The organism is Priestia sp. MDV22-iso46, assembly GCF_058629175.1.
The window spans coordinates 464,783-490,459 of sequence record NZ_JBZVWT010000003.1; the positions used below are offsets into that span (position 1 = coordinate 464,783).

Below are 25,677 nucleotides of genomic sequence, written 5' to 3' on the forward strand. Positions count from 1 at the left end.
TCTTTTTCTATCATAATATAAAACAGGATTAATTTGGTAAAAAATTTGTTTTTTGAAAAAAATCAAAGAAATATGACTGTCTTTTTACTTCTCATCATATGGATAAGTTAAATAGAAGTGGTGAGGAGGGGAAGACAAGTGAACGAAGAATCGTTTTATTCACCATTTATAAGCGAAGACGGAAAGAAAAAAACAATTGGAGAAATTGAGTTTTCAGATGTGCAGCGCATGATGGAAAAACATTTAGAAGAAGGCTATCAGCTTGAGTTCAAGCGCGAAGTAAGCTCAACGGTCAAACGGAAAATCCCAAATATCATCGCTTCGTTTGCCAATGAAAAAGGAGGGTGGCTTATTTTTGGCGTAGATGAAGACGACCATTCCATTAACCTGCTCGAGCGCAAGGAATATGAGCTGTTTATTAATAATATGCTTAAAGATGTCACCAATCCCATTCCTCGTATCGTTACGCGTTTTTTATCACCTGAAGATCACCCCAGGCAAGGTGTTTTTGTCATTTGGATTCCCGAAGGTCCGAACCCTCCGTACATGTCTTACGGGAAAATTTACAGAAGAATTGGAAGCGGCACATCTCCGGTTACGGAAATCGATGATCGCTATCATTTAGATCGACTCTATCAAAAATCCGAGGATCAAACGCAGCGAATAGAGGAATTTTGCACAAAAGAACTGTCTATCTATAACAGAAAATGGCCGATGCATGGGAAAAGCTATATTCATTACGGGATGTGTAATATGTACGTGCTGCCACTATATGATTTGCATTTAGTTGAACAAATGGAAGAAGAACGGTTAAAACAATATATTTTAAGCAAGTCTAGCGAGCCAAAACACTATCGTTTGGACGACGAGAGTACGGTGATGCTGCATACACCGTTTGTTAAAGCCTCTTATTCAGCGGAATCCATCATTTTTCGAAGCACAGATGTGATTGATGCGTATGATAAAACAATTGCGTGGGAGCAGTTTTATAACGGATCAGCTAAGTTTCATATTCCTATTCCGTACATGGAAGAATCAAAACAAATTCATGACGTATTAAAGTCAAGTATTTCAAGCTATATCGATGAGACGATTTTTGAGCAGTTTCAATATATAAACGGACCCTTTTTTCTCACATCTTTAATCAGCTGCATCGGCGGATACATTGATTGTATGATGGAATTAAAAGCAGAGCTGGAAGATATGATTATTGTGATTGACTTAGAGAACGTTCGAAACGATGTGCTTTACTTTCCGCATGAGCAATTTCAAACATTTTTAGAAGAAGAAGGGCTCGTCTTTTCAGATAAAAAGCAATACCGATTTAATCGATCATTTAAAACGACAAAATTGGGAGGTAATCTGGAGCTTCTTGCCTACGTTGATTATATCGTGACAGCGTTTGGCCTTTCAAAAAACCAGTCCATTGACTTTCTTAAACACTCATTAAATCAAGGATAAAATATACAATTTTTTGACAATAACTAAAAAAATGACAAAAGTGAAAAAAAGTATGATAATATCTTTCGTAAGTAATGAGCAAGTAAAGAAGAGAAAGGGGACTCTTTTTTACGGATGCCGTTGCTAGGTAGGGTTAAACATAAGGGGAGAAAAGGCAATGAAAAAAGCGACATCCATACTTCTAATTGTCCTAGCACTGGCTGGGTTAGGAGGAGTATGCGCTGCTTATTACCATTTGGAGCAGCAAAAGCAAACGGAAGAAATGACGTATGAACAGAAGTACATAACCGTAAGAAATGCATGAAAAAACCAGCCGATCGGCTGGTTTTTTTGGGTTTCAAGTCATAGTAAGTAAAATAAAGATTTTGCTTGTTCAGTTTTTTTAAACAACTCCAATGATGTATAGACGCAAAATAGAAAGCCAACGCTTGAAAAAACAAAAAACAAGCGGAGAAAAGGGCGTTTTTTTTGAATGCGAAAGTACGTAAAAACAACGAGTGAACATACAAGCAGTACGCTCATAGCAGCAAATCGAATCGCGAGGTCTGCTAAATCATCAACCGTACGCTGAAACAATTTTAGCGTTTCATCGTTCAAATCAGTCTCAGGAATGTTTGTTTTGTCTTGCTGATTTAACACCCCTACATCCCATTTTTCTCGACTATAATCATGAGAAACCGTGTAGTAAAACGGACCAAGCTTTTTTTCATCTGCACCTTCGTCAGCAAGTGCTGAAGCTGGATGCATGAATGCTAGAACAAAAAATAAAAAGCTCCACTTTCTCATTACCAAAGCCTCTTTCTAACTCAGACTATCTCCCATTATAAACCAAAAATTTTTATGTTTCCATCATCCCTCTTTCCTATTTCCATTTCTATATATAAAGTGAAAGGGGGAATAAAAGATGGCAGAAAAAATTCAGCATTCAAGCCAGCTTCGCTTAGTATTAGAACAAGGAATAAAAGAGGATGGAAAACCCGATTTAAAGACAAAATCCTATATGAACATTCAGCCTGGAAGTTCTGCAGATGCACTCATTACAGCAAGTGAAACCATTGCCAGCCTGCAGTCACTGCCGCTTGTTGAAATCAACGAAGTTGTCACGTTTTCACTTTTAAAATAAGAAAAGAGGTAGAGTATGAAAACTTTAACGATGCAGTTTTTGAATGAGTCACAAAAAGCAGTAAGCCTATCGATTGAATCACCAAAAGATACGTTAGACGCGGCAGCCATTACAGCAGCAATGAATGCGCTGATCGCAAGCGATGTCTTTACTTCAAGCGGCGGAGCGCTCGTTGCCAGAAAAGGCGCTCAAATCGTCGAGCGAAATGTAACCGAATTTACGATTTAAAAATGAGAGTCCTTCCACTTCGGTGCGAAGGGCTTTTTTAAAAGGAGAGAGGAAGATGACAGAGTGGTTTACGCTTGTCTCAGACGTTGGTTTTCCCGTTGTGGTGACGCTTTATTTACTTCACCGAATCGAAGCCAAGCTCGATACAGTTGTGCTATCCATTCAGCATTTAACCGATGAAGTAAAAAAGTGATTATGACAATTGTAAGGCAGTTGTCATGGAAAAGTTGACGGATTTGACACCTCACACTACAATTGGTAGTGTGAGGTGTCAAATATGAAAATTGAAAAATTCAAATTTAACGAAACCGGCCTTAATCGCTTTTTTGGCCCGCTTGAAGCAAAAATTATGACGGCTTTATGGAACGGAAGTGAAATGTCCATTAAAGATGTGCAGCACGTGCTTGAGAAAGAAAAAGCAGTTAACTTCAACACCGTTATGACCGTTATGAATCGATTGGTGGAAAAAGGCGTGTTGCAAAAGCGTTTAAAAGGACGTACGTCGATGTATCAGCCGATTCTTTCTAAAGAGGAATTTATCGACGCTCAGTCGAAAGAGTTAACGCACGAATTGATCGACGAATTTGGCTCGCTTGCTGTTACTCATATGCTTGATGCGTTAGAAGAAGTCGATGATTCACTGTTAAGCATGCTCGAATCAAAAGTCAAACAGTTAAAAAAGGATGAATAATCAATGAATCAAGGAATACTAAAGCGTTCTAAGCTTATTTTTAACCTGTGCTTTTTTATTGCCGTGACGTTGCTTATGCAAATGGGCATGTATGTGCTGCATTTGCTGTTTGGATGGAATTTATCATTTAACTTAATTTTACTTTGTAACAAAGTAGCCCACTTTTTCGGCTTGTTTTTTATTGAATACATGCTGAATGCGGTTATTTTTCATACGATGTTTGTACTGTTCATTAAAGCTGTAAAGCAAGTGATTCAAATGCGGAAAGTCCGTAAAATGATTACGAAGCTGCGAAATGAAACAACAACGGCTCACCTGCAAAAAGCGTACGGAAAGAATTTAACAGTTTTAACAACAGATCAGCCCATTGCATTAACAATGGGGTTGTTTACACCGCACATCGTTCTGTCTACAGGGTTGCTCTCAGTGCTTGATGAAAATGAACTAGAAGCTGTTATTTACCACGAGCAGTCACACGTTGCAAACAAAGATCCGCTCAAAACATTTTTACTAAGCACGCTTGCTTCTGCATTATGGTATATTCCGTTTATTAAATGGAGCCATAAACGTTTCAAAGTCATGCGTGAAGTGCTGGCTGATCAAGATGCCATTGTGAAAAATGGCACGTCTGCTCACATCGGCAGCGCCCTTTTGAAAATGGTTAAAACGGGACAAACAAGTCTTTCGTGTGCGCACGTATCGTTTGCTGATACGTCGGTTAATTATCGCATTCAATATATTTTAAATCCGGAAACGAAAATGCCGATGCAGCCTCCTGTTGTTTTAACGCTGACGTCGCTATACGTGTTTTTTATTTTGTGTGCGCTAATTTTTACAGCTCTAACAGCTTTGTAAGTTTGTAAGAGAGAAAGAAAAGAAGGAGATGAGATTGTGTCAAAAGCAAAGAAAAAGAAAAAAGTAACGCCCAATCAGCAAACGTCCTCGAGCAAGTGGATTTTTTGGGTGATTGGAATTATTGCGGTCTGCATTTTAGGGTTAATCGTCCTTTCTAATATGTCAAAGGGCGGAGGAGATGAAAGGGCCGCTCTTACATATGATAATCAGCCGTATCTTGGAAAAGAGTCAGCTCCGGTAGAAGTAGTAGAGTTTGGAGATTACAAATGCCCGGCTTGTAAAAACTTCACGGAATCCTTTTTCCCGCTGATTCAAAAAGATTATGTAGATACGGGCAAAGTCAAATTCTACTTTATGAACTATGCGTTTATCAACAATGACTCATCTCGTGCAGCAGAGTTTGCCGAGACGGTATATAAAGAGCTTGGAAACGATACATTTTGGAAATTCCATGAACTTCTTTATAAAAAGCAAAACGCAGCGGACGAAAAGAAAGATGTCTTAACGGAATCTTACTTAGAAGATACGCTGAAAGAAGTATCTAGCGATGCCGATGCGAAAAAAGTAGCGAGTGCATTTAAAGACGGAAAAGGAAAAGATGCGTTTGATCAAGATATGAAGACAGCCAATGATTTAGGCATCACAGGTACACCAACCATTTATGTAGGCGGTAAAAAATTCGAAGGAAAAACAATCGATGACTTTGATCAAATGGTCAAAGATGCGGCTAAGGAGAACAAATAATGAACAAGTCTTTGGTTTTCGGGTGGATTACAGCGCTTATCGCGATGCTTGGAAGCTTGACGTTTAGTGAAGTTCTTCACTTTATCCCGTGTGAACTTTGCTGGTATCAGCGAATTTTAATGTATCCGCTCGCGATTGTGCTAGGTATAGCCGTGTATCGGAATGATACGTTCATCTACAAATACGTCCTGCCGTTTTCGGTGATTGGTATGGCGCTTTCAGGCTATCATTATTGCCTGCAGAAGATACCGGCTCTTAAAGCATTTGAAACGTGTACAAGCGGTGTTCCTTGCTCAGGTCAATATATTAACTGGCTTGGGTTTATCACCATTCCTTTTTTAGCGTTTATTGCGTTTACCATTATTACGATTATGATGCTTGTTCTTCGCAAGCAGACGAAAAAAGCTTAACCTCGGGGTTAAGCTTTTTTGTATGGAAACAAAAAAAGTCCCGCTTACAAAAAGCGGGTGCAAATAGGGTACATCTATGAAAAATGATGAAATTGTTTTGACAAGAACAGTATATAAAAGAAAAGTGAAAAAACGGTGAAAAGAGAAAAGCTTTTTTAAAAAATAAGGGGAAAATATGCTTTTCTTATAAAAAAAGCCCCGCTCACAAAAAGCGGGGAATAAATAGGGGTCATTTATGAAAAATGATGAAATTGCTTTGACAAACTTAGTATACAAAAGAAAAGTGAAAAAACGGTGAAAAGATGGAAGCTTTTAGAAAAAATAAAAAAAGACCTGTTTTGGGGAAACAGGTCACTAGAAAGGGAGTAAAACTATGAAAAAATATGCTAATTGGCTTTACACATACTATCTTACCGCCCAATAGTGAAAAAACAGTGAAAAGAAACATAAAACAAAAAAAGACCTGCTCTGGGGAAGCAGGTCTTCACAAAGGAGTAAAACTATGAAAAAAATATGCTAATTGGCTTCGCAAGTACTATCCTATACCTTTATGGTGAAAAAATGGTGAAAAGAGAAACGGGATATAAAAAAGACCTGTTTTGGGGAAACAGGTCATTAGAAAGGGAGTAAAACTATGAAAAAATATGCTAATTGGCTTCGCAAGTACTATCCTATACCTTTATGGTGAAAAAATGATGAAAAGAGAAGCGGGATATAAAAAAAGACCTGCTCTGGGGAAGCAGATCTTCAAAAGGAGTAAAACTATGAAAAAAATATGCTAATTGGCTTCGCAAGTACTATCCTATACTTTTATGGTGAAAAAATGGTGAAAAGAGAAGCGGAATATAAAAAAGACCTGCTTTGGGGAAACAGGTCATTAGAAAGGGAGTAAAACTATGAAAAAATATGCTAATTGGCTTCGCAAATACTATCCTATACCTTTATGATGAAAAGATAGTGAAAACGATATTAGGATATAGCTCCTATTTTTCCATATTATAGATTCATTTCTCTTTAATAGGGTATACGTTCATTAGAATCGATATAAACTTAAAGAACTGCCAGGGAGGTATATATATGGAAAAGAAACACGAAGCAACTACAAATCAGCGCGTGGTTCACCGCGCTCGAAATAGCTGGTCAGGCTTTTTGTTTGGCGTAGGGTTAGTTGCTTTTATTGATGAAGCAGTGTTTCATCAGCTGCTTCATTGGCATCATTTTTATGATAAGTCCACAACGTCCGCTGGTTTAGTGTCGGACGGTTTGTTTCATGCATTCAGCTGGTTCGCTACAATTGCATCACTTTTTATGGTGGCAGATCTCAGGCGCCGGGGTGGCTGGTGGGTGAAAAGGTGGATAGGAGGAGTATTGCTTGGAGCCGGTGCGTTTCAGCTTTATGACGGGACCGTGCAGCACAAGCTTATGGGACTTCATCAAATCCGGTACGGAGTGAAGATTGCACCTTACGACATTGCGTGGAATGTACTTGCATGTTTGATGCTGCTTATTGGCATCATTTTAACATGGTTTACACGTAAACAAGGTGCACATCATGATTAAATATGAAGTATTGTCTCAGCTTTTATTAGCTCTGCCTTTTGCCGCTGCCTTTTTTTTATATATGTGGGCTGTAGCGTCTTCGAATGCGACGTATAGAAAATGGTCATTATATAGGACGTCCAGCTGGACACTTGGTATTTTATGCGCCATATCTTCTGTAGCAGGACCGCTCGCAGCCCGTGCTCATATGGACTTTACCGCGCATATGACGGGGCATTTGCTTTTAGGTATGCTAGCTCCGCTTTTAATGGCGTTAGGAGCACCTCTTACGCTGCTGCTTCGCACGCTTCCGGTTCATGCAGCCAGAAAAGTGTCAAAACTTTTAAAAGGACGGTTTGTTCGGTTCATCAGCAGTCCGGTGACAGCTTCTGTTCTTAACGTAGGAGGACTTTGGATTCTTTATACAACAAGTCTGTATGGCATGATGCATCACTCTTTTTTCGTGCATGTCGCTGTACATATTCACGTATTTTTAGCCGGCTATTTATTCACCGTATCGATGATTTCAATTGATCCTTCGCCGCATCAAAAAACTTTTACGCACCGAGCATCCGTATTGGTTCTTGCTCTTGCCGCTCACGGTATTTTATCAAAATATGTGTACGCTCACCCGCCTATGCACGTCTCGGCGGAAGGGGCGCAGCAAGGGGCTATGCTGATGTATTACGGAGGCGATTTAATCGACTTATGTTTAATTGTGCTTCTTTGTTATGAATGGTTTAAGCGGGTTCAAAAAGTATCTCTTATATAAAAAAACGCGCAGAAAGCATCATGCTTTCTGCGCGTTTTTTTAGTGAATGTTTCGTTTTTTAAAGCGTCCGCCGCGGACTTCGGTAATATCTGCAACGGCTAAAAAGGCAGTAGGGTCAAAATCTTCAACAATGGTTTTTAGCTTTGATTCTTCAAGGCGCGTAATGATGCAGAAAATCACTTTTTTATCATCGCCCGTATAAGCACCTTCACCGTGCAAATAGGTAACGCCTCGACCTAGACGCGCATTAATCGCATCGCCAATTTCGTCGGAATATTCACTAATAATCCAGGCTGATTTTGATTCTTCCAATCCTTCTACAACCGTATCAATGGCTTTAGCTGCAATGATATAAGCAAGGATGGAATACATGGCGCGGTCCCACGTGAACACAAATCCCGCTGCTCCTAAAATGAAGAAGTTGAAAAACATCACAATTTCTCCCACAGAAAACGGAATTTTTTTACTGATTAAAATGGCAAGTATCTCCGTACCGTCAAGCGCTCCGCCGTAGCGAATTACGAGTCCAATTCCAATTCCGAGAATAATTCCTCCAAAAACGGTAGCAAGGAGAACGTCTGCGGTAAACGCGGGGACTTCATGAAACATAGAAGTTAAGATGGATACAACCAGTATGCCAAAAATAGTGGAAAGGGCAAATGTTTTCCCCATTTGCTTGTACCCGATAAATACAAACGGAAGATTTAGTACAAAAAGAAAGATTCCTAGATTTACGCCAGTAATATGTGAAAGCATGATGGAAATACCGGTAATTCCTCCGTCGACAACGTGGTTTGGGACAAGGAAAATTTCAAGTCCTGTGGCCATGAGCAGCGCACCGATCGCAATGGCGACGGCCCTTCCAAATACCTGTCCCTTGGACAGCTTTCGGTGCTGAATTTTCGCTTTTTCGAGTTCTGTCATTTGCATGTCTCCTTTGATGCCTCATATGTATTTCTCACTTTAGAAAAGTGAAACTATTTTTAATTATACCTTACTATGCACAATTAGTGGGGATAGACGGCTTAATTACTTGTTTCACCATGTAAAAAAAGCCTGCTTTAGAGTCATAAGCAGGCTTTTTAAAGAGTAAAACGATGAAAAAAGATAGTTGGCTTCACGGCTTTAACTATATAGAAACTTGATGAAAAAACAGTGAAAACGCCGGCATGTGCGGTAAGAAAATCGGGGATACTAGTTAAAAAAGCCAAAAGGAGATGACGAAATGAGCGTGTGGATGATGTATAATCACTTGATGCATTCGCAAACCTTTTTAAGCAGCGTATTAATTAGCGGTATTCTTCTTGTTAGCGGAGGATTTGTGTACGGCAGAATAATGAGCAAAAAGTGAACCTAATATTGCCACGGATAGGTTGTTAATGGAAGATGCTCAATAGCTGCTTGGTTAATGTTATACTTGCTCCATAAGCTTAGCGTGGAGGTGTCAGCATGAGCAAGCATCATGATCTAACAGCATCATACGGAGAATCGTTAGTGACGTGTGAACATCAGTTTGAAGCTAGCTATTACTATCATCAAGTGCGCGAACAGTGCATGAATCATATTCATGAAATAAGCAAAGCGGTAGATGAATTCACCGTTGATTTTACAGATGAAAGCTTGAAAATATTAGAGCTTCTTTACTATGATCTAGAAGACAGCAATTGTTTTGACTATTTTTCGATGACAAAAGAAGAATTCGAAGAGTGCATGGGCGTATACTTTGGTGAAGTGGTTACGTCTACTATTGACGAAGCGCGCTGGGTTGTGAAAGAATATCCGCTTATGGAAAACAAGTATGTGACCGGAATTGAAAAAGGGAATCTTTCACTCATGTTTCCCCATGGATTTTTTAACCATAAAGAGCGTCATCCAGAGTGCGTTTTTACTCTTTATCATTTATATAAACAGCTGCAAAAATAGGAAAAAGGTGAACTTAAGTTCACCTTTTTTATTGTCCCAGCTTTATGGGAATATAAATATCCATTTCATATGTATCACTATATAAATTGCTGTGTATAGCTGTATTTACAATTTCAAGAGCAGGACCTTCAATCATGCTGTAAGGAGAGTTCGGCAGCCATTCATTCCAGATGCTGTTATACGTCGACCCAAGCGATGTAATGGGACCTCTGTGTTTAAACTGCAGGTATGTAAACGAAGGAAACGTATGAACGCTCATACCGTTTGGAATACAAGCCGTATCAGCCACTTCTGTCCCTGCAATATAAAAATAATTTTCTTTTTTCGGAGCCATGCAAATGCCTGTAACCATATGAGGTTCTTTTGAAGAGCTAATCATTTCTTTTTCTTTAAGTATTTGCTTCAAAAGATTCTCTTTTTGATACTCTCCGTTTTTTGCTATGCCTATCACTGAAAATCCTTCTTTATATACAACTTTACCTTGCATAATCCACCTCGAATTTTTCAAGCTCTAGCTTTTATTCTATCAATCATAAATTACTTTACCGTGATTGTAACATAATCTTAAGTAGATATCGATGCAGAAAATGGAACATTATAAAAGATAGCTTTTGTGAATCAAGAGATAGTTCTGGCAAGCTGATTAGTGGAGATTAGTAAACTCTTAGTCATGTTAAATAAAAGGAGAGTATATACTTTATTACCATGTAATTCATATTGGAGGTAGGAAGATGGGAGACGTAATTCAAGGTCAGTTGAACATATTTTCAGCACAGTCTCAAAACGTGCAGACATTGACTTATGGTTCGGAAACGAGCATTTTAAGTGTAGACGCTGAGACGAAAAAACCCAACCAAAAGATGAAAATAGACGGTTTTGCTACAATTGAATCAAGTATTCCCCTTGGATTAACTAGTTATCAATATGGAGTAACACTTAGAGTATATAGAAATTCTCAGCTTTTGTTTTCACAGAATTTACAGCAGGGAGCTGCAGCCGTTTTAACACTATCATTTACTCAGCAAAACGCTCTTTCTTTTACATGGGTAGATACAGTAACATCAATTGGTACATACACGTACTCAGTGAGAATAGAGTTTTTTAGCCGGTCTTCAACCGGGGTGACTGCTCAAACAAATACACGTGCAATTGCGATTACTACAGTAAAAAACAGCGCCAGAATTCTGGAGCTGTTTTTTACTGATGCAACACTTTATTTATATAACGTTTATGAAGAGTAAATCCGGGAAACTCCTTAATATAAGTCAAAATGGTAGTTAAACCAGTAGTCGTCCTGCACATTCTTTGTGTTTGAAGCGACAATATGCTCATGACCTTGTTCATCCGTGGCAATCCAATTATAGTTGATATCCATTTTAATCGGATACATATTGCCTTTTTTAAACAAAATAACGGGGGGAGTTACTTCAACAAACTCATTTAGTTTTTTAACAACATTTTCTTTACAGCGAATTAGCTCCATGTCTTTTTCTCCTTCGGTGTTATTGCACAATCATATTTTTTGCGTTGTGCACAATATATAATTTAAAATAACAAAGGTAAGTTTAGCATATTTTACAAAAAACAGAGAAATAAAAAGGAGCGATATCGATGAATGAACAAATTTTATTAGCAGAACGCCCAAAGGGAATGCCAACAAAAGATACGTTTAAATACGAAAAAATTGAAATGCCTACAGCGAAAGAAGGCGAGGTACTTGTTCAAACACTGTACCTTTCTGTTGATCCGTATATGAGAGGACGCATGAACGATACAAAATCATATGTTCCTCCATTTGAGCTAAACGCACCGCTTGCAGGCGGCATTGTAGCACGCGTAATGGAATCAAAATCAGATCGCTTTAAAGAAGGCGATATCGTGACGGGTATGCTTCCTTGGAAACGCTATTCAGCTGCAGAAGCAAAAAACTTACAGAAAGTTGATCCAGAGCTAGCGCCAATTACAACGGCTATCGGCGTTCTTGGTATGCCTGGTCTCACAGCTTACTTTGGACTGCTTGAAATCGGTCAGCCAAAAGAAGGCGAAACAGTAGTCGTTTCCGGTGCAGCAGGTGCTGTTGGATCTGTTGTTGGTCAAATCGCTAAAATTAAAGGCGCACGTGTTGTCGGCATCGCAGGTTCTGAAGATAAAATTGCTTATTTAAAAGATGAGCTCGGATTTGATGAAGTGATTAATTATAAAAAAGGAAATGTGAAAGAAGCGTTGAAAGAAGCGTGTCCTAATGGCGTTGACGTTTACTTTGAAAACGTCGGCGGAGAGATTTCAGATGCAGTTGTTAGCTTATTAAATAAGTTTGCGCGCATTCCGCTTTGCGGCCAAATTTCACTGTATAACTTAGAAAAACAAGATGTTGGACCGCGTGTTCAAACACCTTTATTAATTAACAGTGCGTTAATGAAAGGCTTTATCGTAGCCGACTATGCAGACAAATTCCCTGAAGGCATTAAGCAGTTAGGCGAATGGGTGCAGCAAGGAAAAATCAAGTACAGCGAAAACGTTGTAGAAGGTTTTGAAAATGTACCTGAAGCGTTCCTTGGTTTATTTGAAGGAGCAAACTTAGGAAAACAGCTTGTAAAAGTAGCAGAATAAGCGTAAAAAACCGTGCGGGGATAATCCCGCACGGTTTTTTTTACATCGTTGAAGCCGTTTGTTGTTTCGCTTCTTCTTCCATATGTTCACCAGTTCGTTCGATTGGCGAGCGTTTGTGATAGCGTCCAAGCAGTCCTGTCATGATGAAGATACCAATTAACGAATAAAGAACTTGAACTACACCGAATACCACTGTTGCAGAGCCTACAATCAACACATCTGTCAAAAGCATTGTTTTACCTGGATTAATGCCAAAGCGTTTATCAAGAAACACGCATAGCATGTTGATTCCGCCAAGAGAAGAGCCGTGGCGAAACAAAAAGATCAGTCCAATGCCGACAATAATGCCGCCCACAATCGCAGCTACAAGCGGATGCGGAAGCTCAAACGAAAAGTTGGCAGCTAATAAATCGGACATCACTGACATCAGGCTAACGCTGATGAAGCTTTTTATCGTAAATTGCAGCCCGATTTGCGTAAGAGCCATAAAATAAAATGGTAAATTGATGATAAAGAACAATACCCCAAATGAAATACCGGTTAAATGCTGCAGGACGATTCCAAGTCCTGCTGTTCCGCCAATAACGAGGTTAGAAGCGGTTAAAAATTGAATTCCGATGGCAACGCACAAACAGCCAAAGGTAATCCATCCCCATTGTTTTACGTGATTCATATCTCCATCCCCTTTTGTATATTTATACAATACTTTCGATAGAAAACACCGTCTTTTAATTCACAAAATCTATTTTACTATATATCTTTTCAAAAAAAAGCACTTTTGTGAGAGAATCTAACACAAGATTAAAAGTTAGATAATTCAGATTTATTAAGTTTTTTTGAAGCGAATGAGCGATAAACCAATATGTTTCTAAAAAAAGATTACAAAGAAAGAATGAGAAAAACGGATTTTGGAAAATGTATAAACAAATATTTGGATAATGGTTAAAAAAAGGGAGGAAACATTAGTTTAAACGAACAATTTTAACTAAAATTAAAATATAATTCGTATTTTCGTTGATTTTTTGTTTAATTTAGGTAATATATAACATTATTAGTATGAAAATATGTAGAGATGGAAGTGGATGCGAAATGAATAAGAAATTATCAGCGTTGACAGGGGTGGCTGTACTTGCTTTTTCAATGACAGCATGTGCCCCTCAGCAGGAAAAAGAAGTGTCTGCTGAGAAAAAAGAACCCGCTCAACACCTCGCTGATCAGCAAATCATGGCCGACGCTTGGTACCAAACATCCGGCGAAATGAAAGCTTTGTATTACCAAGGCTATAATACAGGAAAGCTTCGTTTAGATGAGGCGCTTGCAAAAAGTACCGATAAAAAGCCTGCCATTATTTTGGATTTAGATGAGACCGTGCTTGATAATAGTCCATTTCAAGCATCAGCAATCAAAACCGGCAAAGGATTTCCTTATAAGTGGGATGAGTGGGTGCAAGCAGCAAAAGCGAAAGCAGTACCAGGTGCTGTTGATTTCTTGACGTATGCGGATCAAAAAGGCGTAGATATTTACTATATTTCAGGCCGTACAACTTCTCAGCTTGAGGCAACAATTAAAAACCTAAAGAATTTACATATTCCTCAAGCAACCAAAGACCATGTGCTATTAACGGGTCCAAAAGATGAAGGAAAAGAAACGCGCCGTCAAAAAGTAGCGACGAATCATAATGTAGTCCTGCTGTTTGGGGATAATTTATCTGATTTTAGCGGCTTTGATAAAAAGTCCATTACTGATCGAAATAAGCTTGTAGAAGAGCAAAAAGAAGCGTTTGGCCAAAAGCTAATCGTATTTCCAAATCCAATGTATGGAGATTGGGAAGGAGCTATTTATAACTACGACTACTCAATTTCGGACAAACAAAAAGATAAGCTTCGCCGCGAACAGCTTCAGTATTTCAACTAAAAAAGAGATGGAGACATAACGAAATCGCTCCAATCAACAGCTAGAAGCACCTGCATTGAAACCTTTGTTCACCATCACAATAAAAAATCCGAACGAGGTTGATTCTCCATTAAGAATCAACCTCGTTCGGATTTCTCTTCAACTCACATATTGTTGTCCCAGCTTCTTTTAATCTTTTTACTATAGCTTGTCCAACTGATCCTGCCTTTTAAGAAAGAAGCCAAGGAGCATAAGGAGCTTGCTTCCACTCGTGTTTTAACATGCCATAAATCACAAGGTCGTGGTAATGATCATATAGGTATTCACCTTCTCTGCAAAGGCCTTCTTCTGTAAAACCTAGACGCGTAGGGATGGCTTTACTTTTTTCGTTATTAACGCCGCAGCGTATTTCGACTCGATGAAGGTTTAACGTATTAAATGCATAGTTCAGGCATCCGTGTACGGCTCTTGTCATAATACCTTTTCCTTGAAAATCATGTCCAATCCAATAGCCGAGACTTGTACTTTTGTTTCCCCAATTAATTCCGTGAAAACCAATCATCCCGGCGATTTCTCCGTAGTACCGAATGATGGCCTGGAACCCTTGGTTATTATAGTATTGAGCTCTCCATTCAGGGATAAGTTCATCATAGTCAGCAATACTTTGCATGCTATCTACCCATGGGAGCCATTCTTTTAGGTAAGGTCTTGACTCGTTAATAAGAGAAAGCAAGGGGAAAGCGTCAGTTGATTCAATCAAATGCAAACTAACTTCGTCATCAATTTTGTATTCAAACATACGAAAGCCTCCTGTGATGATGGGCCTGCTGAGATAAGCGTAGCGTGTAGGCAGTTCTAACATCTAGTTTTTCTTTATTCTACCACAAGTAACAGAGAGGAGAACGAGGAAGTTTAGGCTAAAAGCAAATAACGCATAAAGTCGATAGGATTTTAATGATTAAAAAAATTAATAATTGAAAGCACTTTTATCAATATTTTTACAGAAAAGAAGCATATACAGTGATACAATGGAAGAAGAGATAAGGCGTTGTATGTATACATACTTTATAACAAACATGATATTGGATTGATAAAAGCAGGTGGTAAAAACATGGATGTACAACTATTAATAACGGTATTTGCACTCGGGTTTTTCGGGTCATTTTTAGCAGGTATGCTTGGAATTGGAGGATCAGTTGTTTTGTACCCGCTGTTGCTATTTGTTCCGCCTCTTGTAGGAGTGGGAATGTTCAGCGCGCACGAAGTAGCTGGTATAGGAGCCGTACAGTCGCTGTTTGCGTCTGTTTCAGGAGCTCTTGCTTACAAAAAGGGCGGCTATTTGAATAAACCGTTAATTTTATATATGGGTATCAGCGTCTTAGTTGGCAGTCTCATTGGTTCAACGCTATCAAACTCGTTTTCAGAAGGAATGATCAATTTCATTTACGGCGTGATGGCAACAATTGCTGCAGGATTAATGTTTATGCCCAAAAAAAATAATCCAGCGGCCGATTCATTCGAAGTGACGTTTTCAAAACCTTTGGCAGCAGCTCTGGCGTTTTTAGTTGGAATTTGCGGGGGGATTGTCGGAGCAGGGGGCGCATTTTTACTTGTTCCTATTATGATTACCGTGTTGAAAATTCCTGTGCGCGTAACGATTGCAAGCTCATTAGCCGTGACGTTTATTTCGTCTATGGGAACAACATTCGGTAAAGTAATGACGCATCAAGTCCTTTTGCTTCCGGCGCTTATGATTATTGGAGCAAGCTTACTAGCAGCTCCAATCGGCGCTTTTGTCGGGCAAAAGACGAAGGTAGCGTCGCTGCAAGTTATCTTAGCGATCGTTATTACGGCGACTTCGCTGAAAATATGGTTTGATTTACTAATGAAATCTATTCATTAAAAAAAGCTGCCTTTTTAAGGACAGCTTTTTTATTTTGTTGTTGATGACACAAGGTGAGCGACTAAAATATAGCGTTCAGGTGCTGAACCAACGTAGTTAAATGGATAACAGGTGCTGACGGTTAAAGTGGCTCTAGGCTTTGGCACAATAACAGTCCGGTCATCCGCATCAACGATTCGTACTTTGTTCACTTTGTATGTGAAGGTGCCTGCTGCCGTGTTCACCACGAGCGAATCGCCTTCACCCACGTCGCCAAGCTTACGAAAAACCGTATCGCGATGTCCTGATAGAACAGAATTGTCGTTTTGACCAGGCAACACGCTTCCTGCAAAATGACCCACGCCTTTTTCTAATTCATCTTCGTTCGTACCGTGATAAATCGGCAGCTTAGCGTTTAATTTAGGAATATATAATTCTCCCATTAAATCACCGATTTTTGGCTGTTTCGGGTAAGACACATTTGACACTTTCGGCTTTTTTTCCGAGCTAGCAGTACGAGAATGTACCGCTTTTTTAGCTTCAACAGAAGAAGCTTCAGCAGAAGAGTCTGCTGTTGAAGAGTCCTTGCTTTTAGAAACTGAAGCTGCGGCTGGTTCTTCTGTATCCATTGTTTTAAATGCCAAATAGCCTCTTGCAAATTTATAGGCGTTTGTTGTTGTAAACCAAAGACCAAAGCAAATAACGGCGGCTAAAAGGGAAAGAACAATCAACTGCTTTTTGCGATTGATTGTTCTTCTTGTTTTTCTTGGTTCCATTTTATGCGCGTCTCACTTTGCGGAAAAGAACAAAGCCAGCTGCTACAAGCACTAATCCAATTAATGTATTTGTTACATAATTAGAAGCCGTTTCGGGAAGTTTTCCACCTTTAACGGTTTTTTGTACAGCGCCATTCGTTTGTTTCTTCACCGGTTCTTGTTTCTTTTCTACTGCTGGTTTTTGCGCTTGAGCTGGTTTTGCTACAGCTTCAGCAGATTTTTCTACTTCTTTTCCTGTGTCTGTGATGATATCAGAATTAAACATATCGCCTGTAATCACCATGTCTGCTAAAAATTTACCGTCTGTTGTATAAAGAGAAATTTTTAGACTTGCATTTTTTAATTCTTCTAAGTTGATTAAATCAGTAAGAGAAAGCGGTCTTTCATTTCCTCCTTGTACAAGTGCAAACTTAGCGTCTAAATGGAAGATTGATAGCATTTCTTTATAAATAGACATTAATTCAGCGACTTGATCAGCAGATAATTCTGTTGCTGTATCAAAATCTTCGAATGCCGCTAAGCGCTCGCCTAATTGATCTAAGCGGTTAAGCGTTGCTTCATTTGAAAGCTCATCTTCTAACGATGTAAAATGTGCTTCAATTCGATTTAACTCTTCTGAAGTTAAGCCTAATTCAGACTGCATAAACGATAGTAAGCCGCTTAAATCTTCTTCGCTTAATTCATCATCGTAAGAAGCGTCTTCTTCGTCATATGACTCATCATCTTCATACCAGTCGTCGCCCTCTAGATAGAAGCCAACATCCTCATATAAATCATCTAGGTACACATAATCGTCTAAGCTTTGGCCATTCTCTTTTAATAACGCATTTAAGCTTGTTTTGTCTAAGTCAAAATCTGCATATACATCTTGCACGTTATGTAAGTCAGCTGCAATTGGTTCACCTAAAAAATCTTCTAAATCTGCGATTGTATCGAAGTTTTCAAGACTTTCATCGTACAGTGAAAGCGAATATTCAACGTCGTCTTTGGTTACTTCAAAGCCTCGCGTTTGGCTTACCGATTTTAAATACTTGTTGAAATCTGTGTCAAATGTTGACGCTGCTGCGAATGAAGACGTTGGAAATACGCCTACAAACAGCAGAAATGATAATAGTATTGCCCCCAGTTTTTTCATCAATTTTCTCCTTTTTTTTACGTTTTCTACAAGATTATATAGGAAGAGTTATAAATTTACAATATATACTTATATTATATATAGCTTGAATATAGTGGTAATTTAAGGGATTTATAGAACTATAGATTTTGAGAATCCCGTATGAAAGGGAGAGGAAAGCCCCAGATAGAAAAAGGAGGAAATAAAGAAAAAGGTTTATAATTTTTTTGACAGAGGCAGAAATATAAAAAAGTACCAAAAAAGAACAGCACTTAGAAGCTGTTCTTTTTGAAATGATATGTAAGCCTTAGCATAGATAGTTGAAATTCGATACCGTTCCGCTTTAGAAAAAGGTGGTTACGAGTTATGATTTTAGTAAGGATAGTGAAGAAAAGTGAGAGCGCGGTTTTGTCAGCTCTATTTTGATTCCTTTTAGCCTTAAACGTTCTACAAACTGTTTGCGTTTTTTTCGCTTTTCATGCGGGGATTGATTCATATTTGCCTCATCCTCCATATTTAGTCAAGTAGCTAACATATCATTATCATAATCAAAAGATGACGGTTACACAATAAACATTCTCAAATATTCACAAAGATTTAAAATTTGTTACATTGATAGTGTACATGTACCCCATTCTCTTTTTTTATAACATCTCAATGTGCTGTTTTTAAATTGAAGTGTTGTAAATCCTGTCGCAGGCTAAAAAACGGGATTAAAAAAACGCGCTGACTTTTATATTTTGATTCGCTGTGCTTAAAAGCTATACTAGTAGTGCGTATAGAAAAGAGTAAACCGAATTTTTACATCTCATCTATTCGTATACAAAAAAGAAAGAGGGATTTTGATGAAAACAGAACAGCAGTATTTTGAAGAAGGAAAATCAATTCAAACATATATGAACGACATGAGTACATTAAAGGAGGAAAGTTTAGCTGTTTATGAACAATTTCAGCTTCCTAAAGATGGACTCGCTGACAAATTAAAGGCTCACAAGCTTCACTTCTTAGCAATTACTGAAGATTGGTGCGGAGATGCGATGATGATTAACCCAATCATTCGTAAAGTAGCTGAAGCTGCCGGCATCGATGTGCGCGTTGCACTGCGAGATGCAGACACCGAATTAATTGACCGCCACTTAACAAACGGAGGACGTGCCATTCCGATTATTTTAATTTTTAATAATGAGGGGAATTTACTGGGAAAATGGGGTCCTCGCGCTCCTGAAGTTCAGCAAATCGTCGATGAGCTTCGTGCCACGCTTCCTTCAAAAGAAGATCCTTCGTTTGAAGAAAAACAAAAAGAAGTCTTTTCTTCGTTACGAAGAAGATATAAAGAAGAACCGGCTCTTTGGTCGTATGTTTATAACAGCTTTAAAGAAACGGTATTAGCTGTTGTGAAATAACTTAAAAAAGCAAGATAAAATGAAGCGCTCATTTTATCTTGCTTTTTTTCTGGTTATTGCAACAAGATCGTTTGTATATCACTTTAATGGAAAGGCAGCTCTTATGAATGTTAGTGTTCAAATCGCGCACTTTTAATTGAGAAAACGTACAAAATTCTAAAAATAAAAATATTTTTTATTCAAAACGCGTACTTTTCAACTTGATGATGATATAATAACAAATAATAAATGAAGAAAGGGGACGCGTGAATGAATGGAAAAGCTTTTGGTCAGTATTTTTAAGCAGCATTTTTAGAGTTCAAAATGAATTTTATTTTTAAAATTTAATGAAAGCGCTTAATAACTAACTTCTCAGAAAATATAGAAGAAAGGTGTTAGATACATGAATAACTTACATAGAAAAATGGGAACGTTTTCTCTCATGATGGTCGGTCTTGGATCTATTATTGGATCAGGATGGCTGTTTGGGGCATGGAGAGCTGCTCAAATTGCAGGCCCGGCAGCAATTGCTTCTTGGATTATTGGAATGGTTGTTATTTTATTTATAGCTCTTTCTTACAGTGAACTAGGGTCTATGTTTCCAGAAGCAGGAGGTATGGTTAAGTATACGCAATACTCGCACGGCTCATTTCTTGGCTTTATTGCGGCTTGGGCAAACTGGATTGCAATCGTATCGGTTATTCCTGTTGAAGCGGTTGCTTCTGTTCAGTATATGAGTTCATGGCCATGGGAGTGGGCGAAATGGACAGGCAGTTTAGTAGAAAATGGGATTCTTACTGGAAAAGGCTTGGCTATTGCTACAGGACTATTAATCATTTATTTTCTTTTAAATTATTGGACCGTAGGCTTATTTTCGAAAGCTAATTCGCTTATTACCGTTTTTAAGATTGTAATTCCAGGGCTTACAATTGGTGCTCTTTTATTTGCAGGGTTTCACGGAGGAAACTTCTCCTCTGCAGGAGGCGTTGCTCCAAATGGATGGGCAAGCGTTTTGACAGCTGTTGCTACGTCTGGGATTGTGTTTGCTTTTAACGGTTTTCAAAGCCCCATTAATATGGCGGGAGAAGCGAAAAACCCGGGACGCTCTATTCCTATTGCGGTAGTAGGATCCATTTTAATTGCGACCGTGATCTATGTATTGCTTCAAATTGCGTTTATTGGAGCGGTAAATCCTTCAGAAATCGTAAAAGGATGGAGTCATCTTAACTTTAATTCGCCGTTTGCCGATCTAGCGATTGCCTTGAATATTAACTGGCTTGTTATTGTTTTATATGCCGATGCTTTTGTATCGCCATCAGGAACAGGTATTACGTATACAGCTACCACGTCACGCATGATTTATGGTATGGAAAAAAATAAATATTTGCCGAATATACTGGGACGAGTTCATCCGCTTTACGGAGTTCCGCGTCAAGCCATGTTCTTTAATTTATTTGTCTCATTCATCTTTTTATTTTTATTTAGAGGCTGGGGAATATTAGCCGAAATTATTTCTGTAGCTACATTAATTTCATATCTTACCGGTCCTATTACCGCTATGACGTTAAGAAAAACGGGGACCGATCTTTATAGACCTTTACGTATAAAAGGGTTAAACGTAATAGCGCCTCTTGGATTTATTTTTGCTTCACTTACTCTTTACTGGGCAAGATGGCCGTTAACTGGACAGGTATTATTTATTATTTTAATTGGTTTGCCAATTTATTTTTATTACCAAGCAAAATCCAAATGGAAAGGCTTTGGTCAAAACTTCCGAGCTGGCGTTTGGATGATTGTCTACTTATTATGTATGATGACAATCTCTTGGATAGGAAGTGAAAAGTTCGGGGGACTCAATATTATTAAATACGGCTGGGATATGGGTCTGATTGCAATTGTTGCACTTTTCTTTTATGCTTGGGCACTTAAAAGCGGATACAAAACCGAGTATTTAAAAGAAGCAATCGATGTTAATAATGAAATGAAAGCAGCTGAAGCACAGACTGCCTCAGCTAAAGAACAGATCATAGAAAAACAAATTAAATAAGTAGTAAAAATGAGGCTGGGACAAAAGTATTTCAGTTGAAGTCAAATGCGAACTATTAATTATTTGTTGATTGGTAGTTCGTGTTTTTTTGTTGTTATGTTGAATATAGATTTTATGTGTATAGTTGGTTCTAGCAGTTGATTGGAGGACAAGGCGAAGACTCCTGCGGGAAAAGCGGAAGGGATGAGACCCCGCAGGAGCGCAAGAGACGAGGAGGCTCATCGGCCGCCCGCGGAAAGCGAAGTCTTGCACGGAAATCAATAGCGGTGTCACAAGCAGTCCAGCTCATGTATCCAATTTGTTTGTCTTTAGATTAGATTGATTTAGTTATGTTCCAGCCTCTTCTTTTGTGGATAAATTTTATTTTTTTGAATACTAGATAGTAAAAAATGCTATAATGGTGGGCAAAATCATGCAGGGGGAGAACGACTTATGGATATCGTATCAATCACTTCTTTTTTAGGCGTAGCCGCTTTGCTTACGGTTATGCCTGGACCTGATAACTTATTTGTTTTAGCACAAAGCATATCAAACGGTAGATATGCAGGAATCTCGACTTCATTAGGGCTTTGTACGGGCTTGCTTGGTCATATAGCTGCAGCAACATTGGGTCTATCGGCCGTTATCTATCAATCGGCTTTAGCGTTTGCTATTGTAAAATACGCTGGAGCAGCTTATTTATTATATCTGGCTTATAAGACGTTTACAGCAAAAGATTCCGCTCTCGCTGTTGAAAACAAAGAAGCCGTTGAGTACAAGGTGCTATATAAAAAAGGAGTGATTATGAATCTGCTAAATCCAAAAGTTTCGCTTTTTTTTCTTGCTCTTTTACCTCAGTTTGTTAATCATTCAACCGGACACGCCACACAGCAAATGCTTGTTTACGGCGCTGTGTTTTTAGTTCAAGCGCTGATTATTTTTACGTTAATTAGTCTATTTGCAGGGAAAGTAGGAGAGTTTTTGCGAAAATCTCCGGCGCTGTCTAAGCGGCTTAATCTTGTGCAAGGCTCTATCTTTACGCTTATTGGCTTAAAAATTGCTTTCAGTGAGAAATAGCAAAAGATAAGACGGTAAACCTGCTTTTTATCTCTATTAAAAGGCGTGGACATAGGTTAGTTAAAGGGAGATCCGAACGATAAATCCAATTCGTTCGGATTTTTTATGTCTATAGTAAAAGTAGGTTTCATGTATGTAGTTGCTTCTAGCTGGTGATTGGAGGGCAAGGAGAAGACTTCTGCGGGAAAAGTGGAATAGGTGAGACCCCGCAGAAGTGCAAGCGACGAGGAGGCTCACCGCCCGCGGAAAGCGAAGTCTTGCACGGAAATCAATAGCGGTGTAACAAGCAGTCCAGCTCATGTATCCCATTTGTTCATCTTTATTTTGTGCTTTAAAACAGCAGAGAATACCTAGCAAAATCCAGCTTTTTTGAGTGAATATTCTCGAATGTTTTAAGGGGACGAACCCTTCTTGTCCAATCACATATATATATAGAATGAGAGATAAAACATCAGGCAAAGCCGGTGTTAATCACAAGTTCTTTCATATTATGATTGAAAGGAAAGGTTCACATGAAAAAAGTATGGCTAGATGCAGGACACGGCGGTACAGATTCAGGCGCTTTAGGAAATAATTTGCGTGAAAAAGATATTACGCTGCAGCTTGTACTACACGCGCGGGCGTATTTAGAACATAACTATTCCGTAGATGTTCAAGTAACCCGTTCAACCGATGTGTTTGTTTCATTATCAGATCGAGCGAACCGGGCTAATGCATGGGGAGCGGATATTTTTGTTTCTATGCACATCAATGCTGGCAGCGGTACTGGATTTGAAACGTATCGGTATCCGTCACAAGAGGGAAGTCAATCTTCTCTTTTACAAAAAGAGCTGCACACAGAGATTTTAACAATCATGCGGAAATTTGGGACGATTGCAGATCGTGGTTTAAAAACGGCTAATTACGCTGTACTGCGTGAAACAAATATGCCAGCTGTTTTAACAGAAAACTTGTTTATCGATACGACAGCCGACGCTGAAAAATTAAAAAACGCTACGTTTCTTCGGGAAGTGGGAGAAGCGCACGCGCGTGGAATTGCTAAGTATTTAAACTTACCTTCTAATCAAATTACATTCTATACCATTCAATCTGGAGATACATTTTATAGCATTGCAAAGAAGTATAATATCACCGTTCAGCAGCTGCAGGATGCAAATCCTGGCGTAGATCCTACAAAACTGCAAATTGGTCAGCAAATTGTTCTTCCTGTCACTACGTATACCGTACAAGCAGGAGATACGTTTTATAGCATCGCGAAAAAATACAGCATGACCGTTCAGCAGCTGCAGGATGCAAACCCCGGCGTAGATCCTACAAACTTACAAATTGGTCAGCAAATTATCATTCCCGCTGTTTAATATCTGTAAATAAAAAAGATGACACGGCAGCGTGTCATCTTTTTTATTTATTGAACTAATCTTACAAGCATATGGGCAAGGTGATGCTGCTGTTCTTTGTCTCCAACCTTCCACAGTTCGTGAAGCAGGTTTTCCTCTCGATTGCGCGGCTCTTCATGCTTAGCAAGGTAATCAGCTACTTTCTGAGCTGTTTTAGCCAGCTGTTCCTCATTCATCCCTAACTTTTCGCCTTTTGAGACCTTGTCCCCTAGATAACTTTTAAATCCTTCGAAGCTAGAGAGAATATCCTCTTTTTTCTCCTCGCTCATAGAATTAATTGCTCCTTCAACTTTTGCTGAATGATTTGCTTCTACAGAATTACTCATAGTTTTTTTTCTCCTCTCATGGTTATATTTGGGTGTTAGAAAGCATATTCCCTGAGGATTCAGTAAATAAACGTCCAAATGTGTTATTTTTACATTATGACATTTTACAAGGACTTAAAAAGGTGAGGTCAACCGAGAGTTTATCAACCAATAATAAAATGACAAAAAGACTTTGAATAAAGAAATCAAAGTCTTTTACTAATTTTTATTTTATACTGAAGCATCATACCTCGGGCGTAGGAGTAGGCGTAGCATAGCCTTCCTTATATTTATCATCGATTTCTTGGCGAATGTCTTCGATGCTTTTGCCTTTGCTGTAGTCTACTACAGCTTGAGCCGCTATTTCTAAACAGACGCCGCATTTTGTTCCGTGATCATCCCACGTCACTGCGCCGTTTCCTTTGTTTTCAAAGATAAAACAGTCGTAGTTGTTTTGATGATTAGCTTCTTCTCCACATCCGCAGTAGCAAGGAATGTTTTCTAGTAAGGTTTGATGCTTAGCAGCGGCTGCATAAATAAGCTGCATGTCTTCGGGCTTGTCATTCAGAAAAGAGGGAAGAGTTTCACTATTTTTTGTTTCTTCTCGTTTATCACCTAATGTGTGCTGCTGATGTTCTTCATGTTGTGTTGCTTCTGTACGTTTGCTGCCTGAACTTTCTTTACTTTCGTTTCCGCAGCCGGAGACCATGCTTGCTGCAAGGACAACTGTTATGACCTTTGATTTCATCATCAAAATGTTCATCCTTTCTTCAATTAAAGATAGAAAATGATATGTACATCCATCATGTGAAAAAGACATTATTCGTCTTTGAAGTCATTCATCAACTTTCTGCAAAATAATTTTCCGATACATACCTTTCAACATGACGCTTGAATTTTCCTTTAAGATAAGCTGATCCCGGCTTGCTTCAAACACATGTTCAAAAGAGAGTCCAATATCCGTTCCTAGTAATTTTACGAAAGGGCGGAATATTTTTTTAGCAAAAGCCGCTGATTTCTTTTTAGTTTCAAATTTATCAAAAATCAGGATAGTTCCCTTAGGCTTTACTACTCTTGTCATTTCTTTTAAAGCTTGCTCCGCATCAGGTACTACGCTAAGAATTAAGCTTGCTACAACTACATCAAACGAAAAAGAGTCGAATGTTAGCTGCTGAGCGTCCATTTGGTGGAAGGTTATAGATGGATTTTTGTATTTATCTTTTGCTTTTTGAAGCATTTCACTGGAATAGTCGATGGCTGTTACATTTACTTCATGAGGAATAAAAGCTAAATCTGCACCCGTTCCAACACCTACAAATAAAATGCGCTGTTCAGATGAAAAGTGGACGTCTTGAAAGACTTTTTTTCTGGCTTGATAAAACATCCCATTATTAAAAAACGCATCATAAAAAGGGGCCCAACACTTATAAATAAATTGATTCCAGCGGTTATTCACGTAAACCCTCCTA

General features: G+C 38.7%; 35 protein-coding genes. 23 read left to right on the plus strand and 12 right to left on the minus strand.

From position 1 onward, the window contains the following. Positions 1-138 precede the first annotated feature (138 nt). Both AC4NPH_RS19800 and AC4NPH_RS19805 read left to right on the plus strand, forming a co-directional pair. Entirely contained in the window at positions 139-1,461 is a 1,323-nt protein-coding gene (locus AC4NPH_RS19800) for an AlbA family DNA-binding domain-containing protein (RefSeq protein ID WP_013057871.1), read from the plus strand. 157 nt (positions 1,462-1,618) lie between these two features. Further along, complete coding sequence (locus AC4NPH_RS19805; protein ID WP_013057870.1) at positions 1,619-1,765, plus strand: hypothetical protein; 147 nt, start codon at positions 1,619-1,621, stop codon at positions 1,763-1,765. Positions 1,766-1,803: 38 nt separating this feature from the next. Here AC4NPH_RS19805 and AC4NPH_RS19810 read toward each other — a convergent pair whose 3' ends face one another. Beyond that, positions 1,804-2,247: a hypothetical protein gene (locus tag AC4NPH_RS19810; RefSeq protein ID WP_013057869.1), complete on the minus strand. Its 444-nt coding sequence runs from the start codon at positions 2,245-2,247 to the stop codon at positions 1,804-1,806. A gap of 118 nt (positions 2,248-2,365) precedes the next feature. Between AC4NPH_RS19810 and AC4NPH_RS19815 the strand changes: the two genes are divergently transcribed. The 9 genes from AC4NPH_RS19815 (at position 2,366) to AC4NPH_RS19855 (ending at position 7,823) form a co-directional block, all read left to right on the plus strand. Then, positions 2,366-2,584 (plus strand): DUF1659 domain-containing protein, encoded by a 219-nt coding sequence (locus AC4NPH_RS19815; protein ID WP_013057868.1) that lies wholly within the window; start codon positions 2,366-2,368, stop codon positions 2,582-2,584. Positions 2,585-2,599: 15 nt separating this feature from the next. Next, a complete protein-coding gene (locus tag AC4NPH_RS19820; RefSeq protein ID WP_013057867.1) occupies positions 2,600-2,812 on the plus strand; it encodes a DUF2922 domain-containing protein in 213 nt (70 codons plus the stop codon). Between the two features lie 55 nt (positions 2,813-2,867). Beyond that, positions 2,868-3,005: a YvrJ family protein gene (locus AC4NPH_RS19825; RefSeq protein WP_013057866.1), complete on the plus strand. Its 138-nt coding sequence runs from the start codon at positions 2,868-2,870 to the stop codon at positions 3,003-3,005. Positions 3,006-3,089: 84 nt separating this feature from the next. Then, positions 3,090-3,503, plus strand: coding sequence for a BlaI/MecI/CopY family transcriptional regulator (locus AC4NPH_RS19830; RefSeq protein WP_013057865.1), 414 nt, complete (start codon positions 3,090-3,092; stop codon positions 3,501-3,503). Between the two features lie 3 nt (positions 3,504-3,506). After that, positions 3,507-4,358 carry a M56 family metallopeptidase gene (locus AC4NPH_RS19835; RefSeq protein WP_098598593.1) on the plus strand — a complete coding sequence of 284 codons (852 nt, stop codon included), beginning with the start codon at positions 3,507-3,509 and terminating at the stop codon, positions 4,356-4,358. Between the two features lie 36 nt (positions 4,359-4,394). Continuing rightward, positions 4,395-5,102 (plus strand): DsbA family protein, encoded by a 708-nt coding sequence (locus tag AC4NPH_RS19840; RefSeq protein ID WP_013057863.1) that lies wholly within the window; start codon positions 4,395-4,397, stop codon positions 5,100-5,102. Further along, positions 5,102-5,512, plus strand: coding sequence for a disulfide oxidoreductase (locus AC4NPH_RS19845; RefSeq protein WP_013057862.1), 411 nt, complete (start codon positions 5,102-5,104; stop codon positions 5,510-5,512). Before AC4NPH_RS19840 ends, AC4NPH_RS19845 begins: the two co-directional genes overlap by 1 nt. Positions 5,513-6,589: 1,077 nt before the next feature. Next, on the plus strand, positions 6,590-7,072 hold the full coding sequence (locus AC4NPH_RS19850) for a DUF2243 domain-containing protein (RefSeq protein ID WP_491938887.1): 483 nt from the start codon (positions 6,590-6,592) through the stop codon (positions 7,070-7,072). Next, positions 7,065-7,823, plus strand: a complete 759-nt coding sequence (locus AC4NPH_RS19855) for a cytochrome c oxidase assembly protein (protein WP_013057859.1) — start codon at positions 7,065-7,067, stop codon at positions 7,821-7,823. The genes AC4NPH_RS19850 and AC4NPH_RS19855 overlap by 8 nt, the downstream gene beginning before the upstream one ends. Positions 7,824-7,862: 39 nt before the next feature. Here AC4NPH_RS19855 and AC4NPH_RS19860 read toward each other — a convergent pair whose 3' ends face one another. After that, a complete protein-coding gene (locus tag AC4NPH_RS19860) occupies positions 7,863-8,747 on the minus strand; it encodes a YitT family protein (protein ID WP_013057858.1) in 885 nt (294 codons plus the stop codon). 301 nt (positions 8,748-9,048) lie between these two features. On the opposite strand from AC4NPH_RS19860, the gene AC4NPH_RS19865 reads away from it, so the two are divergent. Both AC4NPH_RS19865 and AC4NPH_RS19870 read left to right on the plus strand, forming a co-directional pair. After that, positions 9,049-9,174 carry a hypothetical protein gene (locus AC4NPH_RS19865; protein ID WP_013057857.1) on the plus strand — a complete coding sequence of 42 codons (126 nt, stop codon included), beginning with the start codon at positions 9,049-9,051 and terminating at the stop codon, positions 9,172-9,174. A gap of 98 nt (positions 9,175-9,272) precedes the next feature. After that, positions 9,273-9,746 carry a hypothetical protein gene (locus tag AC4NPH_RS19870; RefSeq protein WP_013057856.1) on the plus strand — a complete coding sequence of 158 codons (474 nt, stop codon included), beginning with the start codon at positions 9,273-9,275 and terminating at the stop codon, positions 9,744-9,746. Positions 9,747-9,774: 28 nt separating this feature from the next. Here the strand turns inward: AC4NPH_RS19870 and AC4NPH_RS19875 are convergent, their stop codons facing one another. Further along, positions 9,775-10,233 (minus strand): GyrI-like domain-containing protein, encoded by a 459-nt coding sequence (locus tag AC4NPH_RS19875; protein ID WP_013057855.1) that lies wholly within the window; start codon positions 10,231-10,233, stop codon positions 9,775-9,777. 244 nt (positions 10,234-10,477) lie between these two features. Between AC4NPH_RS19875 and AC4NPH_RS19880 the strand changes: the two genes are divergently transcribed. Next, entirely contained in the window at positions 10,478-10,987 is a 510-nt protein-coding gene (locus AC4NPH_RS19880) for a hypothetical protein (RefSeq protein ID WP_231101753.1), read from the plus strand. 14 nt (positions 10,988-11,001) lie between these two features. Here the strand turns inward: AC4NPH_RS19880 and AC4NPH_RS19885 are convergent, their stop codons facing one another. Next, positions 11,002-11,229, minus strand: a complete 228-nt coding sequence (locus AC4NPH_RS19885; RefSeq protein ID WP_063672045.1) for a hypothetical protein — start codon at positions 11,227-11,229, stop codon at positions 11,002-11,004. A 128-nt stretch (positions 11,230-11,357) separates the two neighbouring features. On the opposite strand from AC4NPH_RS19885, the gene curA reads away from it, so the two are divergent. Then, positions 11,358-12,356, plus strand: a complete 999-nt coding sequence (curA, locus tag AC4NPH_RS19890; protein WP_013057852.1) for an NADPH-dependent curcumin/dihydrocurcumin reductase — start codon at positions 11,358-11,360, stop codon at positions 12,354-12,356. A gap of 40 nt (positions 12,357-12,396) precedes the next feature. Here curA and AC4NPH_RS19895 read toward each other — a convergent pair whose 3' ends face one another. Continuing rightward, a complete protein-coding gene (locus AC4NPH_RS19895; protein WP_013057851.1) occupies positions 12,397-13,029 on the minus strand; it encodes a YitT family protein in 633 nt (210 codons plus the stop codon). Between the two features lie 416 nt (positions 13,030-13,445). Between AC4NPH_RS19895 and AC4NPH_RS19900 the strand changes: the two genes are divergently transcribed. Beyond that, positions 13,446-14,270, plus strand: a complete 825-nt coding sequence (locus AC4NPH_RS19900) for a 5'-nucleotidase, lipoprotein e(P4) family (protein WP_053487465.1) — start codon at positions 13,446-13,448, stop codon at positions 14,268-14,270. Positions 14,271-14,478: 208 nt separating this feature from the next. Here AC4NPH_RS19900 and AC4NPH_RS19905 read toward each other — a convergent pair whose 3' ends face one another. Further along, positions 14,479-15,048 carry a GNAT family N-acetyltransferase gene (locus AC4NPH_RS19905; protein ID WP_013057849.1) on the minus strand — a complete coding sequence of 190 codons (570 nt, stop codon included), beginning with the start codon at positions 15,046-15,048 and terminating at the stop codon, positions 14,479-14,481. 312 nt (positions 15,049-15,360) lie between these two features. On the opposite strand from AC4NPH_RS19905, the gene AC4NPH_RS19910 reads away from it, so the two are divergent. Beyond that, on the plus strand, positions 15,361-16,152 hold the full coding sequence (locus AC4NPH_RS19910; RefSeq protein ID WP_013057848.1) for a sulfite exporter TauE/SafE family protein: 792 nt from the start codon (positions 15,361-15,363) through the stop codon (positions 16,150-16,152). A gap of 29 nt (positions 16,153-16,181) precedes the next feature. On the opposite strand, the gene srtD is transcribed toward AC4NPH_RS19910, so the two are convergent. From srtD to AC4NPH_RS19925, 3 genes are all read right to left on the minus strand, one after another. Further along, entirely contained in the window at positions 16,182-16,907 is a 726-nt protein-coding gene (gene srtD, locus AC4NPH_RS19915) for a class D sortase, LPxTATN-specific (protein WP_098238971.1), read from the minus strand. Position 16,908: 1 nt separating this feature from the next. After that, positions 16,909-18,042, minus strand: coding sequence for a processed acidic surface protein (locus AC4NPH_RS19920; protein WP_491938891.1), 1,134 nt, complete (start codon positions 18,040-18,042; stop codon positions 16,909-16,911). Between the two features lie 343 nt (positions 18,043-18,385). Continuing rightward, entirely contained in the window at positions 18,386-18,517 is a 132-nt protein-coding gene (locus AC4NPH_RS19925) for a hypothetical protein (protein ID WP_013057845.1), read from the minus strand. A gap of 349 nt (positions 18,518-18,866) precedes the next feature. On the opposite strand from AC4NPH_RS19925, the gene AC4NPH_RS19930 reads away from it, so the two are divergent. From AC4NPH_RS19930 to AC4NPH_RS19955, 6 genes are all read left to right on the plus strand, one after another. Next, the gene (locus AC4NPH_RS19930) at positions 18,867-19,424 is read left to right on the plus strand and encodes a thioredoxin family protein (RefSeq protein ID WP_013057844.1); all 558 of its coding nucleotides are present in this window, start codon (positions 18,867-18,869) and stop codon (positions 19,422-19,424) included. Positions 19,425-19,806: 382 nt separating this feature from the next. Next, the gene (aimA, locus tag AC4NPH_RS19935; protein WP_013057842.1) at positions 19,807-21,450 is read left to right on the plus strand and encodes a glutamate/serine transporter AimA; all 1,644 of its coding nucleotides are present in this window, start codon (positions 19,807-19,809) and stop codon (positions 21,448-21,450) included. A gap of 137 nt (positions 21,451-21,587) precedes the next feature. Next, positions 21,588-21,767, plus strand: a complete 180-nt coding sequence (locus tag AC4NPH_RS19940) for a hypothetical protein (protein ID WP_013057841.1) — start codon at positions 21,588-21,590, stop codon at positions 21,765-21,767. A gap of 115 nt (positions 21,768-21,882) precedes the next feature. Then, on the plus strand, positions 21,883-22,506 hold the full coding sequence (locus tag AC4NPH_RS19945; protein WP_013057840.1) for a LysE family translocator: 624 nt from the start codon (positions 21,883-21,885) through the stop codon (positions 22,504-22,506). A 152-nt stretch (positions 22,507-22,658) separates the two neighbouring features. Further along, positions 22,659-22,781 (plus strand): hypothetical protein, encoded by a 123-nt coding sequence (locus AC4NPH_RS19950; RefSeq protein ID WP_013057839.1) that lies wholly within the window; start codon positions 22,659-22,661, stop codon positions 22,779-22,781. Between the two features lie 237 nt (positions 22,782-23,018). Beyond that, entirely contained in the window at positions 23,019-23,864 is an 846-nt protein-coding gene (locus AC4NPH_RS19955; RefSeq protein ID WP_097812212.1) for an N-acetylmuramoyl-L-alanine amidase family protein, read from the plus strand. A 47-nt stretch (positions 23,865-23,911) separates the two neighbouring features. Here AC4NPH_RS19955 and AC4NPH_RS19960 read toward each other — a convergent pair whose 3' ends face one another. The 3 genes from AC4NPH_RS19960 to AC4NPH_RS19970 all read right to left on the minus strand — a co-directional run bounded on the left by AC4NPH_RS19960 (position 23,912) and on the right by AC4NPH_RS19970 (position 25,664). Further along, the gene (locus AC4NPH_RS19960) at positions 23,912-24,229 is read right to left on the minus strand and encodes a DUF3243 domain-containing protein (RefSeq protein WP_013057837.1); all 318 of its coding nucleotides are present in this window, start codon (positions 24,227-24,229) and stop codon (positions 23,912-23,914) included. Between the two features lie 223 nt (positions 24,230-24,452). Next, on the minus strand, positions 24,453-24,959 hold the full coding sequence (locus tag AC4NPH_RS19965) for a PCYCGC motif-containing (lipo)protein (protein ID WP_041816582.1): 507 nt from the start codon (positions 24,957-24,959) through the stop codon (positions 24,453-24,455). Between the two features lie 84 nt (positions 24,960-25,043). Further along, positions 25,044-25,664, minus strand: a complete 621-nt coding sequence (locus AC4NPH_RS19970; RefSeq protein ID WP_013057835.1) for a class I SAM-dependent methyltransferase — start codon at positions 25,662-25,664, stop codon at positions 25,044-25,046. Positions 25,665-25,677: the final 13 nt, after the last annotated feature.

Excerpts from the sequence above, each read along its gene's own strand:
- AC4NPH_RS19805 (WP_013057870.1), top strand. The coding sequence starts at position 1,619 with ATGAAAAAAGCGACATCCATACTTCTAATTGTCCTAGCACTGGCTGGG.
- AC4NPH_RS19810 (WP_013057869.1), bottom strand. The coding sequence starts at position 2,247 with ATGAGAAAGTGGAGCTTTTTATTTTTTGTTCTAGCATTCATGCATCCA.
- AC4NPH_RS19815 (WP_013057868.1), top strand. The coding sequence starts at position 2,366 with ATGGCAGAAAAAATTCAGCATTCAAGCCAGCTTCGCTTAGTATTAGAA.
- AC4NPH_RS19820 (WP_013057867.1), top strand. The coding sequence starts at position 2,600 with ATGAAAACTTTAACGATGCAGTTTTTGAATGAGTCACAAAAAGCAGTA.
- AC4NPH_RS19825 (WP_013057866.1), top strand. The coding sequence starts at position 2,868 with ATGACAGAGTGGTTTACGCTTGTCTCAGACGTTGGTTTTCCCGTTGTG.
- AC4NPH_RS19830 (WP_013057865.1), top strand. The coding sequence starts at position 3,090 with ATGAAAATTGAAAAATTCAAATTTAACGAAACCGGCCTTAATCGCTTT.
- AC4NPH_RS19835 (WP_098598593.1), top strand. The coding sequence starts at position 3,507 with ATGAATCAAGGAATACTAAAGCGTTCTAAGCTTATTTTTAACCTGTGC.
- AC4NPH_RS19845 (WP_013057862.1), top strand. The coding sequence starts at position 5,102 with ATGAACAAGTCTTTGGTTTTCGGGTGGATTACAGCGCTTATCGCGATG.
- AC4NPH_RS19850 (WP_491938887.1), top strand. The coding sequence starts at position 6,590 with ATGGAAAAGAAACACGAAGCAACTACAAATCAGCGCGTGGTTCACCGC.
- AC4NPH_RS19855 (WP_013057859.1), top strand. The coding sequence starts at position 7,065 with ATGATTAAATATGAAGTATTGTCTCAGCTTTTATTAGCTCTGCCTTTT.
- AC4NPH_RS19860 (WP_013057858.1), bottom strand. The coding sequence starts at position 8,747 with ATGACAGAACTCGAAAAAGCGAAAATTCAGCACCGAAAGCTGTCCAAG.
- AC4NPH_RS19865 (WP_013057857.1), top strand. The coding sequence starts at position 9,049 with ATGAGCGTGTGGATGATGTATAATCACTTGATGCATTCGCAAACCTTT.
- AC4NPH_RS19870 (WP_013057856.1), top strand. The coding sequence starts at position 9,273 with ATGAGCAAGCATCATGATCTAACAGCATCATACGGAGAATCGTTAGTG.
- AC4NPH_RS19875 (WP_013057855.1), bottom strand. The coding sequence starts at position 10,233 with ATGCAAGGTAAAGTTGTATATAAAGAAGGATTTTCAGTGATAGGCATA.
- AC4NPH_RS19880 (WP_231101753.1), top strand. The coding sequence starts at position 10,478 with ATGGGAGACGTAATTCAAGGTCAGTTGAACATATTTTCAGCACAGTCT.
- AC4NPH_RS19885 (WP_063672045.1), bottom strand. The coding sequence starts at position 11,229 with ATGGAGCTAATTCGCTGTAAAGAAAATGTTGTTAAAAAACTAAATGAG.
- curA (WP_013057852.1), top strand. The coding sequence starts at position 11,358 with ATGAATGAACAAATTTTATTAGCAGAACGCCCAAAGGGAATGCCAACA.
- AC4NPH_RS19895 (WP_013057851.1), bottom strand. The coding sequence starts at position 13,029 with ATGAATCACGTAAAACAATGGGGATGGATTACCTTTGGCTGTTTGTGC.
- AC4NPH_RS19900 (WP_053487465.1), top strand. The coding sequence starts at position 13,446 with ATGAATAAGAAATTATCAGCGTTGACAGGGGTGGCTGTACTTGCTTTT.
- AC4NPH_RS19905 (WP_013057849.1), bottom strand. The coding sequence starts at position 15,048 with ATGTTTGAATACAAAATTGATGACGAAGTTAGTTTGCATTTGATTGAA.
- AC4NPH_RS19910 (WP_013057848.1), top strand. The coding sequence starts at position 15,361 with ATGGATGTACAACTATTAATAACGGTATTTGCACTCGGGTTTTTCGGG.
- srtD (WP_098238971.1), bottom strand. The coding sequence starts at position 16,907 with ATGGAACCAAGAAAAACAAGAAGAACAATCAATCGCAAAAAGCAGTTG.
- AC4NPH_RS19920 (WP_491938891.1), bottom strand. The coding sequence starts at position 18,042 with ATGAAAAAACTGGGGGCAATACTATTATCATTTCTGCTGTTTGTAGGC.
- AC4NPH_RS19925 (WP_013057845.1), bottom strand. The coding sequence starts at position 18,517 with ATGAATCAATCCCCGCATGAAAAGCGAAAAAAACGCAAACAGTTTGTA.
- AC4NPH_RS19930 (WP_013057844.1), top strand. The coding sequence starts at position 18,867 with ATGAAAACAGAACAGCAGTATTTTGAAGAAGGAAAATCAATTCAAACA.
- aimA (WP_013057842.1), top strand. The coding sequence starts at position 19,807 with ATGAATAACTTACATAGAAAAATGGGAACGTTTTCTCTCATGATGGTC.
- AC4NPH_RS19945 (WP_013057840.1), top strand. The coding sequence starts at position 21,883 with ATGGATATCGTATCAATCACTTCTTTTTTAGGCGTAGCCGCTTTGCTT.
- AC4NPH_RS19955 (WP_097812212.1), top strand. The coding sequence starts at position 23,019 with ATGAAAAAAGTATGGCTAGATGCAGGACACGGCGGTACAGATTCAGGC.
- AC4NPH_RS19960 (WP_013057837.1), bottom strand. The coding sequence starts at position 24,229 with ATGAGTAATTCTGTAGAAGCAAATCATTCAGCAAAAGTTGAAGGAGCA.
- AC4NPH_RS19965 (WP_041816582.1), bottom strand. The coding sequence starts at position 24,959 with ATGATGAAATCAAAGGTCATAACAGTTGTCCTTGCAGCAAGCATGGTC.